The 12,633-nt window shown below is 40.4% G+C and carries 13 protein-coding genes; all 13 read left to right on the forward strand.

The window, feature by feature from the left end:
• Positions 1 to 42 precede the first annotated feature (42 nt).
• The 13 genes from PSH54_RS11385 to PSH54_RS11445 all read left to right on the forward strand — a co-directional run bounded on the left by PSH54_RS11385 (position 43) and on the right by PSH54_RS11445 (position 12,579).
• Positions 43 to 555 carry a YcgN family cysteine cluster protein gene (locus PSH54_RS11385; protein WP_024031710.1) on the forward strand — a complete coding sequence of 171 codons (513 nt, stop codon included), beginning with the start codon at positions 43 to 45 and terminating at the stop codon, positions 553 to 555.
• Positions 555 to 1,067, forward strand: coding sequence for an RNA methyltransferase (locus tag PSH54_RS11390; RefSeq protein ID WP_004586351.1), 513 nt, complete (start codon positions 555 to 557; stop codon positions 1,065 to 1,067). Before PSH54_RS11385 ends, PSH54_RS11390 begins: the two co-directional genes overlap by 1 nt.
• 101 nt (positions 1,068 to 1,168) lie before the next feature.
• Complete coding sequence (locus PSH54_RS11395) at positions 1,169 to 2,056, forward strand: substrate-binding periplasmic protein (protein WP_273606178.1); 888 nt, start codon at positions 1,169 to 1,171, stop codon at positions 2,054 to 2,056.
• An 84-nt stretch (positions 2,057 to 2,140) separates the two neighbouring features.
• Complete coding sequence (locus PSH54_RS11400; protein ID WP_055254170.1) at positions 2,141 to 3,394, forward strand: sugar MFS transporter; 1,254 nt, start codon at positions 2,141 to 2,143, stop codon at positions 3,392 to 3,394.
• 244 nt (positions 3,395 to 3,638) lie between these two features.
• Entirely contained in the window at positions 3,639 to 5,528 is a 1,890-nt protein-coding gene (locus PSH54_RS11405) for a methyl-accepting chemotaxis protein (protein WP_248443580.1), read from the forward strand.
• A gap of 3 nt (positions 5,529 to 5,531) precedes the next feature.
• Positions 5,532 to 6,629 (forward strand): GGDEF domain-containing protein, encoded by a 1,098-nt coding sequence (locus PSH54_RS11410; RefSeq protein ID WP_273606179.1) that lies wholly within the window; start codon positions 5,532 to 5,534, stop codon positions 6,627 to 6,629.
• Positions 6,626 to 7,240: a DsbA family protein gene (locus PSH54_RS11415; protein ID WP_273606180.1), complete on the forward strand. Its 615-nt coding sequence runs from the start codon at positions 6,626 to 6,628 to the stop codon at positions 7,238 to 7,240. The genes PSH54_RS11410 and PSH54_RS11415 overlap by 4 nt, the downstream gene beginning before the upstream one ends.
• A gap of 232 nt (positions 7,241 to 7,472) precedes the next feature.
• A complete protein-coding gene (locus PSH54_RS11420; protein WP_273606181.1) occupies positions 7,473 to 8,225 on the forward strand; it encodes a DUF3450 domain-containing protein in 753 nt (250 codons plus the stop codon).
• Between the two features lie 10 nt (positions 8,226 to 8,235).
• Positions 8,236 to 9,603 (forward strand): MotA/TolQ/ExbB proton channel family protein, encoded by a 1,368-nt coding sequence (locus PSH54_RS11425; RefSeq protein WP_024031703.1) that lies wholly within the window; start codon positions 8,236 to 8,238, stop codon positions 9,601 to 9,603.
• Positions 9,604 to 9,606: 3 nt separating this feature from the next.
• Positions 9,607 to 10,134, forward strand: a complete 528-nt coding sequence (locus tag PSH54_RS11430; RefSeq protein WP_273606182.1) for a MotA/TolQ/ExbB proton channel family protein — start codon at positions 9,607 to 9,609, stop codon at positions 10,132 to 10,134.
• A gap of 51 nt (positions 10,135 to 10,185) precedes the next feature.
• Complete coding sequence (locus tag PSH54_RS11435) at positions 10,186 to 10,599, forward strand: ExbD/TolR family protein (protein ID WP_004586342.1); 414 nt, start codon at positions 10,186 to 10,188, stop codon at positions 10,597 to 10,599.
• Between the two features lie 12 nt (positions 10,600 to 10,611).
• Positions 10,612 to 11,217 (forward strand): energy transducer TonB, encoded by a 606-nt coding sequence (locus PSH54_RS11440; protein WP_029772986.1) that lies wholly within the window; start codon positions 10,612 to 10,614, stop codon positions 11,215 to 11,217.
• A 33-nt stretch (positions 11,218 to 11,250) separates the two neighbouring features.
• Positions 11,251 to 12,579 carry a tetratricopeptide repeat protein gene (locus PSH54_RS11445; RefSeq protein ID WP_273606183.1) on the forward strand — a complete coding sequence of 443 codons (1,329 nt, stop codon included), beginning with the start codon at positions 11,251 to 11,253 and terminating at the stop codon, positions 12,577 to 12,579.
• Positions 12,580 to 12,633: the final 54 nt, after the last annotated feature.

The following is a 12,633-nucleotide window of genomic DNA, read 5'->3' on the forward strand; positions in this document are numbered from 1 at the left end:
AATACGTTAGAATGCGCGCTCTTTAGGGGCGCGAGTTAAATTATGTTTGATCAAGAGTTAGCAAATACACAGTTTTGGCTTAAAAAAAGCTTAGCCGATATGAACCAAAACGAATGGGAAGCGATTTGTGATGGTTGCGGAAAATGCTGTTTAAATACCTTTATTGACAGTGAAGATGAAGACGAATTTACCGCCACCGATCAACTACGTGAAGGTGAAGAGCTTATTTTCACCAACATTGTTTGCCAATACCTTGATAACAATACCTGTGGTTGTAGCGAATACGAAAACCGCCAAACGCTGGTCCCTTCTTGCGTTAAACTGACCAAAGCCAACCTTAAAGATATCTTTTTTATGCCGCAAAGCTGTAGTTATCGCCGTCTCCACGAGGGGCGAGGTTTAGCTTCTTGGCATCCGCTATTAAATCAGGGTGACAAAACCCAAATGCATGCGCTTGGTATTTCTGTTAAAGATAAAACCGTAAAAGACTGTGACGTAAAGCTCGATGACTTTGATTTATACATTGCTGAGTGGCCAACAAAGGATTGCGACTAATGAGCGAGCTTAAGGCTGTAATAGGTTTAATTAATCCTAAAAGCCCTACAAATGTTGGCGGCGTTTTACGTGCCGCGGGTTGCTATGACGCTAAACAAGTATTTTTTACCGGTAGTCGCTACTTAAATGCTAAAAAGTTTCATACCGACACTAAAAATGTTGTTGAGCGTATTGCGCTTACGGGCACTGATAACCTACTCAGTGTAAAACCTGAAGGCGCAAAGGTTGTGGTTATTGAGCTGATTGAAGGCGCCACGGCGTTACCTGATTTTAAACACCCTGAAAACGCATTTTATGTATTTGGGCCAGAAGACGGCTCAGTACCAAAAGAGGTTTTAAAATGGTGCGATGAAGTGGTTTACGTACCTACAATTGGTTGTATGAACCTTGCGGCCACCTGCAATGTGGTACTTTACGACCGTTTAGCCAAACTTGGTGGGGTAGAGAGCAGCGACTCAACTATTATTAATTCTCGCGATACCAATAATAAAATGAAGTGGGTAAAAGCTTAAGCACCCACTGCTGATTATTAACTACATAATAATGCGTTTAATTCTTTTATTTTAGTGTGTTAGTTCTACACTGTAGAAACCCTACATTAAAAAGTTGAATTATGCGTTTATTTTTAGCCTTACTGTTGTTTTCTGCATCGAGTTTTGCACAAGTCTCTGTAACTTACATGCAAGACGATTCTTTGCACACTGTAATTGGTGAGCGCTATAAGTCAGGGTATTTTTTTAACGCGCCAAACAGCACTCAAACAATTCATGTGGTTACACTAGACTGGCCGCCTTACATAGGGAATAAGCTGTGTAACAAAGGCTGGGTATATCAATTTAGTACGGCGATTCTACATAGCACTGGTTATAGTGCTTATATAGAGTTTGTTCCTTGGGCGAGAGCTGTTCGTGCTGTAGAGCTCGGTAAAGCCGATGTGTTAATGCCAGAGTACTATATTGAAGACACCGCGCCATCTGATTACATAGAAGGTAAAACACGCCGTAAGCTGTTAGGGCTTTCTAATTCGTTTGAAGGCGGTAACATAGGATTTTTAAAACGCAAAGGCGAGCCCGACAGGTTTAATGGCAATTTAAAGTCGCTTAAAGGCTCGCGTATTGGTGTTGTAAGAGGGTATCAAAATACCCCTGAGTTTGATGCCATGATGGATAACAACGAATTTATCATCATTAATGCCGTTGATGATTTACAGCTGGTAAAGTTACTTGCGGCAAAGCGTGTAGATTTAATTATAGGCGACCCCGCTGTGTTACTTTACTCGGTAAAATATGCCGCTTTACCCGATAGCGAAAAACAGACCCTACTTAGTGCTATTGAACCAGAGAGCAAGGCAATTCAATATAACCCTTTATATTTTGCGATAAGTAAAAAAACACCAAACTGGCTCACTGTATTAGAAGATATTAATACTGCTTTATACAAATTTAAAAATAGCGGCGAAACCCAAAGGATGAAACAGGCCTTATTAAATGAATGCGATTAATTGTAACGTTCCAATTATTTTGTACTTATATTATGTCGCAAACGTGTAAAATCATTTTCAACTTGTTAATGGAGTGAAAATGACGTGAGTGAAATAAATACCAATCAATCATTTGCGGTCAAAGAGCAACAAAATAAAAATTACCTGTTACCGCTGACTGCAATGACCACACTGTTTTTTTTATGGGGTTTTATTACCGTTTTAAACGACGTACTAATCCCTCGTCTGAAAGGCGTTTTTGACCTAACTTACTTTGAAGCAATGCTCGTACAGTTTTGCTTTTTTGGCGCCTATTTTATTGTCTCTATTCCAGCTGGAATTTTGGTTAAACAATTAGGTTATAAAAAAGGCATACTAACCGGCCTAGTGGTTGCCTCAATTGGCTGTATGTTGTTCTACCCTGCGGTGGTGGTGCATGAATACTGGTTGTTTTTAGGTGCTTTATTTGTACTGGCTGCTGGTGTAACTGTTTTGCAGGTTTCTGCGAACCCGTATGTAGCTGCTTTAGGGCCAGAAAAAACCGCCTCATCTAGGCTAAATTTAGCGCAAGCACTTAATGCCTTAGGGACAACCGTAGGCCCGTATGTTGGAGGTATCCTGTTTTTTGGTACCGCAGGTACATTAGCAGCAAGTGCTGCTACTGCTGAGTCTGTAAAAGTACCTTATTTAATGTTAGCAGCGGCCTTACTTATCATTGCTATCGTATTTGCCTTTATTAAACTTCCTGAAATAGAAGGCCATAAAGAAGAAAATAACCCGGTTAATGAAACTCGCTCACTAACACAGGCACCTCATTTAACAATGGGCGTATTTGCTATATTTTGTTATGTCGGTGGTGAAGTGGCTATTGGTAGTTTTTTAGTTAACTTTTTTGGCGAAGCACATATAGCTGGGCTTGAAGAGCACGCTGCTGCTGCACTTATCAGCTACTATTGGGGCGGAGCAATGGTTGGCCGCTTTATTGGCTCTGCTGCACTACAAAAAATAGCGCCATCTAAAGCATTGGCATTTAATGCCTGCATGGTAATTGCCTTATTACTTGTGACTATATTTACGCAAGGCAATGTAGCCCTGTACGCGGTACTGGCCATTGGTTTATTTAACTCAATTATGTTCCCGACTATATTTTCTGTAGCGATAGAGCGCTTAGGCTCATTAACCAGTAAAGGCTCTGGTTGGTTGTGTTTGGCAATAGTAGGGGGTGCCTTGGTGCCGTTATTACAAGGTTACATTGCTGATGTTGTTAATATTCAGCAAAGCTTTTTTGTTCCGCTAGTGTGTTATGTATTTATTGCTTGGTATGGCTTAAACGTAGTTCGTTTAGCTAAAAAGTGGTAAATACTCCCCGATGAAAGAGCGACTGAATACGTATTCAGTCGCTTTTTTATTACTACTTTATAGGAACGTTCCAAGCGCTAGTTTGTTTTAAAAAAATAGAGTTGTTACAACTATATAGTGAATAGAGCTGGTTCTTTATTCTTATTTTAAGTACATAAACTGCTTATCTACCTCATTAACGACGACATACCTTTAAATTTTTGCTAAAAATATAATTAATAACAAAAAATAAAAAAGGGCAGTCATGCTTAACTCACTTAAATTCACCTCAAAAGTGACTATTGCAGCATCTATGGTACTGGTTATTGTACTGGGTTTATTTGCTATAAATAATTACATCGCCATGCGAAACCAAACGCAACAGCAGCTCGATTTAGTCCTTAAGCAAAATTCAGAATCTACCTCACAAAACATTGCAAGCTGGCTTAACGCTAAACTCACCATAGTAAAATCGATTGCGCAAACTCACAAAAATAGTGATCCAAAACAGTTAACCCTTGCCCAGCTTAATACTGCTAAATACGCTGGTGGCTTTAAAAATACGTATATAGGTAAACCAAGTGGTTTATTTATACTTAACGATCAAAGCATTGTATTACCTTCTGATTTTGATGCCACCTCGCGCCCTTGGTATAAGTTAGTTGAAAATAAAAGCTATACCGCATTTACCACCCCGTATATTGATGTAACCACCAACGAGCTGACTATATCTGCCGTTGTGCCCATTCAAAGCAATGGCCGCTTTAGTGGTGTAGCGGGTGCAGATATAGACATGCACACAGTAACTGAAATAATTAACGATATTGATTTTTTAGGGTTAGGGTATGCTTTTTTAGTAGATAAAAATGGCCAAGTGCTGAGCCATCCTAATAGCGAACTTAATTTAAAAAACACCGCCGAATTATTTGGCCAACCTACCGCGCTTAATAGCGAATTTACACAATATGATATAGCGGGTGAGCCGCAGTTGATATCGTTTACTAAAATACGTGGCATAGACAATGTTGACTGGTATTTAGGTGTCGTTATTGATAAAAACCAAGCCTATGCAGAGGTGTCTCGTTTTGGTATTAACGCGCTTATTTATATGTTAGTGGGAATTGTGGCCATTATTGTGTTTATGCAATTTTTACTGCGTTACTTAATGCAACCTATGGCGCGCCTAAATGATGCACTAGAAGATATTGCAAAAGGCGAAGGCGATTTAACCAAACGTTTAAAGGTTGAAAACAATGATGAATTTGGCCAAATTAGTCACTCGTTTAACATTTTTATTGAAAAAATTCAGCACTCTATTGAACACGTTAAATTAACGACCGAACAACTCGATAGCGTAATAGCCAGCGTGGTGTCGCAAACACATTCTTCACTAGCCATGCACCATGACCAAACAAAACGTACTGATAGTGTGGCCATGGCGGTTAATAATTTTTCGCAATCGGCTATGGCTATTGCTAATAACGCCAGTGACGCTTCTGTAATAGCTAAAAATGCAGATGAGCATTCAACACAAAACCAGCAAACCTTATTGCACAGCGTTAATAGTATTCATCAGTTATCAGCCAATATGGAACAAGCGCAACACACTATTAATAGCCTTAACGCGCATACAATTAGTATTGGGCAAGTGCTTGAGGTGATAAAAGGTGTGAGCGAGCAAACCAACTTACTTGCATTAAATGCGGCAATTGAAGCTGCAAGAGCAGGCGAAGCTGGGCGCGGTTTTGCTGTTGTTGCTGATGAGGTACGCCAGTTAGCTCATCGTACTCAGCAATCTACCCAAGAGATTGAAGATACCGTAGGGCAATTACAAAGAGGCTCAAACCAAGCGGTAGAGCTGATGAAAACAAGCATTCAAGACAGTGAAAAAAGCGTAGAGCACGCTGAAGGTGTGAGCGTGTTAATGGGCCAAATAATAGAGTCAATAAAACAAATTAGCAATGCTAATCATAGTGTTGCCAATGCCACTGTTGAGCAAAACGACCTTGTTAAAGTGCTCGACGCAGACATTACAAGCATGAGTGAGTTATCGGTACAAAGCCAAGAAAATTTAAAAAACACCCTCAATGAATGTACTAAACTTAAACAACAATTTAGTGATTTAGAGCAAATGGTTCAAAAGTTTAGAGTTTAAAATATGCCAAAAAAATCGGTTACAGGACAAAGTTGGTTAAGCCTTATTAACATTGATAAGGTGTATAGCTCGGATAAACAGCGCCAAGCATTTTCACTATTCACCATGATAGCCATTGCTATTATTGTTATCTCTATGTTGGTGGTGTTTAACTACACGGTGTATTCGCCTATTCTTACCACGTCGTTAATCGCGGTTAATATTACGCTTATTAGCGGCACTTTTTATTTTATAAAAACAGCCAAGCTGGAAATGGTTGCACTTATAAGTATGTGTATAGTGTTTATTATGTGTGTGGCCCTTACGTATACCGGCGGAAAAGAAAATACCGCGCTTTATTGGCTAATGTTTTACCCTGTAGTGTGTTTTGCCTCTTTAGGTGTAAAGCATGGCTGCAGGCTTGGCTTAGGCTTATTACTGTGCTGCAGTGTTATTTTATACGGGCCTGATTTTGGCCAAGTTAACTATGGCGGTATTGAAAAGTCTCGTTTTTTAGCCTCTTTTACACTGGTGTTTATTTTTTCGTTTATAGGTGAATATTTCAGGCATAAAAGTCACCTGGCAATTGCTGATATAACCCTTGCGCAAACGCAAGATGCCTATACAGATCAGTTAACGGGTGGCGCTAACAGACGTTTCATCACCGCTCACTTTTTAAAATTAGCTGCTAAAACGCCCGAAAACTACTTGCCGTTTTCTATTTTATTACTTGATTTAGATTATTTTAAACGACTAAACGATACCTATGGTCATGATTTTGGCGATACAGTATTGATAGAATTTACCAAATTACTTGATTCACAATTTCCAAGCTCCGCAGTTAAAGCCCGTTATGGAGGCGAAGAGTTTGTGGTGATTTTACCTAAAGAGACAGCCCCAGTGGCTACAAAATTAGCCGATGATTTTAGACAATGTGTCGCAAAACAAGCTATCTTAACCAGCGATAATAAACGGGTATTTATTACCTGTAGTATTGGTGTGGCACAGGTTGATAATGTGGATCATTACAGCCGTGCACTTAAACAAGCAGATGAATACCTGTACCTAGCTAAAGAGCAAGGGCGTAACAAAGTTGTATCAAATCACACAGGAACACTATGACTCAAACTAAACTTATATATGTACACGACCCTATGTGCAGTTGGTGCTGGGGATATAAACCGACGTGGTTAAAACTAAAAGCCGCATTAGCTTCGCAGCTGACTATAGAATACAAAGTAGGGGGGCTTGCTCCAGATAGCCAAGAGCCCATGCCAGAAAATATACGCGCCATGCTCCAAAGCACGTGGCATAAAATTAGTGCGATGTTGGGCACACAGTTTAATTTTGATTTTTGGCAGGTTTGTAAGCCAAGGCGCTCTACTTACCCAGCCTGCAGAGCGGCGATTATTGCCAGAGCGTATAATAAAGAGCCACAAATGATAGAGGCAATTCAACATGCTTATTATTTACATGCTCAAAACCCATCTGATGAAAGTACTCTAATTACCTTAGCTGAAAAAATAGGCCTAGATAAACAACAGTTTTCCGAGGAACTTTGCTCAGAGGCTTTGAATCAAAAATTACACGAGGAGTTAGCATTTAGTGCAAGTTTGCCAATACAAGGCTTTCCTTCGTTAGTATTAATAACTGATAATAAAGCCATTGCAATTAAAATAAATTACACGGATCACCAGCAAACACTAAACACAATTAACGCTTTATTAGCTTAACAACTAGCCAAAATGCGTGTATTTGCTGCTTTAATACACGCTTTGCATATAAACACCCCGATATAAGACGCAAATGTTACAGCTGTAACAAAATAGACTTTTTTGCGCAACATGCCTGTCATTATTCATCTATACAATTTCACTCATTGAAAATCTTTAGCCTAAAACAAGTCAGTTTAGGCTAAAACAACAAACTAGCAAATCCGCTAATTAACGAGTAAAGGTGTATGCGATGAAAGGCGTTAAACCATTGATCTTAGCTGGTATTGTAGCAGCAAGTGCTGCAGTACATGCCAATGATTTAGAAAAGGTTATCGATAAAAGCAGTGAAATAAATAAATCAGCTGCGCAATCACAAACAAAAATAGACAAGATTGCTGATTCAATGCAAGGACGTCTTCAACAGTTTAAAACCCTTAATAAAGAAATTGATGGTTTAACTGTTTATAACGCGCAATTAACTAAACAGTTAAATAACCAAATTGAAGAAATGGAGTCACTTAACCTTTCAATGGATCAGGTCTCTATTATTGAGCGTCAGATCACACCACTAATGCTGCGCATGATTGAAGGGCTTGAGCAATTTGTAGCACTTGATGTGCCATTTTTGCAAGAAGAGCGCACTAAGCGTATTAGCTCTTTAAACGCCATGATGGACCGTGCAGATATTAATTCAAGCGAAAAATTCCGCCGCGTATTAGAAGCATATCAAGTAGAAGTTGATTACGGACGCACTATTGAAGCCTACACCTCACTGTTAACGGTAGACGGTAAAGAGCGTGAAGTAGACTTTTTACGCATTGGCCGCTTAGAGCTTATTTATTTAACACGTGATGGTAAGCAAGCTGGTAGCTGGGATGAAGAAACAAAATCGTTTGTTACTTTACCAGACTCAACAATTAGCCAAATCAACAAAGGTTTACGTATCGCACGTAAGCAACTTGCCCCAGATATGTTAACTCTGCCATTACACGCAGCAGAATAAGAGGTTGAAGATGAAACTGTTTACTCAAATGACAAAAATGGCCCTTTTTGCTGCAAGCCTAAGCTTTGCAGGCGCAAGTGTGGCAGCTGAGCCTATGGACTTAGACTCACTATTAAAAACACTTGAAGAAGGCAAATCGGCTCAAAGCGCGCAAAACAAGCAACGCGAACAAGAATTTATGGCGCGCCAAAACGAACAAGTGCAAATGCTTAACAACACACAAGCAAAACGTAATCAAATGCTTGCTGAGTCTGAGCGCTTAGAAACACAGTTTGAAGAAAACGAAATTAAACTTGCTAACTTAACAGATACACTGTCTAAACGAATGGGTTCTTTAAAAGAGCTATTTGGTGTGCTTCAGCAAGTTGCTGGTGATTCTAGCAATAAGTTCGCTACCTCTGTGGTATCAGCTGAAATTGCGGGTCGTAGCACATTTATGGATGAGCTAGCACAAAAAATGGGCTCTACTTCAAAGCTTGCCTCTATCGAAGATATTGAAAAAGTATGGTTTGAGCTACAACGCGAAATGACAGAGCAAGGTAAAGTAAGCCGCTTTACTACCGATGTAATTGTACAAGGTGGTGAAAAAGCACAACAAGAAGTGGTACGTGTAGGTGCTTTTAACTTAATCTCTAACGGTAAATACCTAGAATTTAACCCAGTAACAAATACCTTAAGCGAGTTAAATCGCCAGCCTGTAGCACGTTTTACTGCAACTGCAGAAGAGTTACAAAATGCAAAAAATGGTATTGTGCAGTTTGCACTTGACCCAACGGGTGGCTCAATTTTAGGTTTATTAGTGCAAGCTCCAGATACCGAAGAGCGTGTACACCAAGGTGGTACAGTCGGTTACGTTATTTTAGGTGTAGGTGTTATTGCTTTACTTATCTCACTTGAACGTTTTTTCTCATTACTGATTATGGGCGGTAAAATTCGTCGTCAACTTAAAGATGATGTAGCACGCGATGACAACCCTCTTGGCCGCGTGATGAAAGTTAAAGATCAGTTCCCTGATGTTGCCCACGACACGTTAGAGCTTAAATTAAGCGAAGCTATTTTACGTGAAATGCCAAAAGTAACGCGTAATTTAACGCTTATTAAAATCATCTCGGTGGTGGCGCCGCTGCTAGGTTTACTAGGTACAGTAACCGGTATGATCAACACCTTCCAAGCAATCACATTATTTGGTACAGGTGACCCTAAACTAATGGCTGGTGGTATTTCGCAAGCATTGGTAACAACGGTGCTTGGCTTAGTTGTGGCAATTCCTACGGTATTTTTATACACCCTACTTAATACACGCGCTAAAAACATTCTGCTTACTATTCAAGAGCAAAGCGCAGGTATTATCGCACAGCGAAGCGAGAAGGGAGCATAAACCATGGTGCTATTGATTGACTCAATCAATGCTATCCGTGATTTTCTCGACACTGGTGGCCAAGTCCTCTTGGTCATCGGGGTGTTAATCTTCGCGATGTGGTTATTGATACTCGAGCGATTTATTTATTTTTTCAAAGGTTTTCGTAGTTACAAACAAAACGTAAAAGCGCAGTGGAAAAACCGTGCAGAGCGCAATAGCTGGAATGCTGAGCAAATACGCCAGGGGATGATTTCACGTGCTTCAATGCGTTTAGACACCAACTTAGCACTGATAAATGTAATGGTTGCATTGTGTCCGCTACTTGGCCTGTTAGGCACAGTAACGGGAATGATTGAAGTATTTGATGTAATGGCAATTACCGGTACGGGTAGTGCGCGCTCTATGGCATCAGGTGTTTCTAAAGCAACTATTCCAACCATGGCAGGTATGGTTGGCGCACTTTCGGGTGTATTTGCCTCTACGTTTTTACAGCGCAGAGCCAAGCGCGAAGTTGAACTACTTGAAGACAGCATGGTTTTAGACCATTAAGTAACATTTTGATAAGCGGCTTATAGAGTCGCTCATCCTAGGAGAATAAAAATGAGAGCCCCGTTAGGAAACCTATTACAAGAAGACGAAGCTGAAGAAATTAACATGACCCCAATGTTAGACGTTGTATTTATCATGCTTATTTTCTTCATCGTTACCGCCTCGTTTGTTAAAGAAGCTGGTATTGATGTAAACCGCCCAGAAGCCGCAACAGCGGTTAAAAAAGAACGCGCTAATATTTTAGTGGCTATTTCTGATACAGGCGAGATTTGGATTAATAAACGTCAAATCGATGTACGTGCAGTGCAAGCCAATATCGAACGCTTAAAAGCAGAAAACCCACAAGGGAGCGTGGTTATTCAAGCTGATAAAAAAGCCACCACTGATATGTTAATCAAAGTAATGGATGCGTCGCGTGCTGCAGGTGCGTTTGATGTTTCGATTGCTGCACAAGATGCGTCTTAAGGGTTAGCCATGTTGCGATATTTAGTAGCATTAATAGTAGCAGGTGTAGTGACCTTTATGCTGTTTTTAGGCATGCAGGCTCTGATCACCGGTGGTGAAGGTGCCATGTCGGAGCCAGTAAAAGGAAACGTTTTAGACTTTGTACGTTTGAAAAAAGAAGAAACGGTACAAAAGAAAGAGCGTAAACCGCAAAAGCCACCTACACCAAAAGAGCCACCACCTCCTATGGAGTCGCCGCAAATGCAAAATAATGATGCAAACGCGGCCAGCAATAATTTTGATTTTGGTGCGGATGTAGGCAGCGACGTTGACCTAGCGGGTGGCTTAGCGCTTGAAACAAGTGATGGTGAATACCTACCCATTGTAAAAGTAGCTCCAGTGTATCCGCGTCGTGCTTTGTCGCGTGGTATTGAAGGCTATGTAATTGTTGAATTTACAGTAACTAAGCAAGGTACTGTACGTGACCCGCAAGTAGTAAAAGCGGTTCCTGAGTCACTGTTTGATAGAGCAGCGATGGATGCCGCACTTAAATTTAAATATAAACCGCGCGTAGTAAATGGTGAAGCCGTTGAAGTAGCGGGTGTTCAAAACAAAATATCTTTCCAAATTAATGGTTAACTTATCTTAATTGGATGAAATAGCGAGGCGATTATGAAATTACTACCTACAGCTAAAAATTTAAAACTGGCATTATTTTGCACTGCCGCGATCAGTGCAAGTATTGTTGTGCCAAGTACGCTAAGCCTTGTGCCGGGGCTAAACGTAGCAACTGCCCATGCAGAGCAAGAGCAAAAAACAAAGCGTGTACCCGCACTGCGCGAAAAGGTTTATAGCCAGCTTGCTCGTGCGCAAAAGCTCGCTGATGATGGCGATGTAAAAGGCGGGCTTGAAGCACTTGATAGCATTCAAGAGCGAGCTTCAAGTATGAACTCGTATGAAATTGCGATGATGCATAACTTTTATGGCTTTATTTATTACAACGAAAATGATTTGCCAAAAGCCATTGCCTCGTTTGAAAAAGTGGTAGCCGAAGAGGCTATTCCTGAGTCATTACGTTTAAGTACCACGTTTAGCTTAGCGCAGCTTGCAATGGCAAACGGCGAGTATAAAAAAGTTATCGCGTTTTTAGATAAGTGGGATGAAATAAATACCAAACCTATTACAGAAGGGTATTACTTACTGAGAGCGCAAACTTACTACCAGTTAAAAGAATACCCAAAGGGGCTTGAGTACATTAATCAAGTTATTGCTCTTAGCGACAGCGAAGGTAAAACCCCTAAAGAAAACTGGCTGGTACTACAGCGCGCTATGTATTACTCACTTAATCAAACAGATAAAGTAGTGGCAGTGCTTGAGCGCATGGTTAAACTTTACAATAAACCAGAGTATTGGGTTCAGCTAGCTGGTATGTACGGAGAAACCGGCAAAGAAAAAGAGCAACTAGCAGTAATCGAAGCGGCGTATCAACAAGGCTTTTTAAAAACCAAGTCTGATTTACGACAGTTATCGCAAACTTACCTTTATAACGGCCTGGCATACAAAGCAGCTAAAACAATGAGTGATGCGATAGAAAAAGGCATTGTAGAAAAATCAGCGAAAAACTATGCCTTTATTGCAGAGGCCATGATCCAAGCTAAAGAAGATGAAAAATCGATTAGCTACTTTGCAAAAGCGGCTGACCTATCAGAGCATGGTAAGTACGATCAACGCCTAGCAGAAGTGTTTGTTAACACTGAGCAATACGAAGAAGCGGCTGATGCTGCGCGTAAGGCGCTTGATAAAGGCGGCCTTGATTTTGAATCAAACGCTTACGTTGCGCTAGGTATGGCACAGTACAATATGCAAAATTTTGATGCGTCTATTTTAGCGTTTGAACAAGCCCAAAAGCATGATAAATCACAACGTTTAGCAAAGCAGTGGATTAACTATGTTAAGCGTGAAAAAGTGCATGCGCAAACACTTAAAGCCGCGTTACTTTAACTTTATACCCTAACGCTATTTTACAAATAAAGAAGCGTTTACCTATTTCATAAT

The sequence above is a fragment of the Pseudoalteromonas sp. Angola-30 genome, assembly GCF_028599215.1.
Taxonomy (GTDB): domain Bacteria; phylum Pseudomonadota; class Gammaproteobacteria; order Enterobacterales; family Alteromonadaceae; genus Pseudoalteromonas; species Pseudoalteromonas atlantica.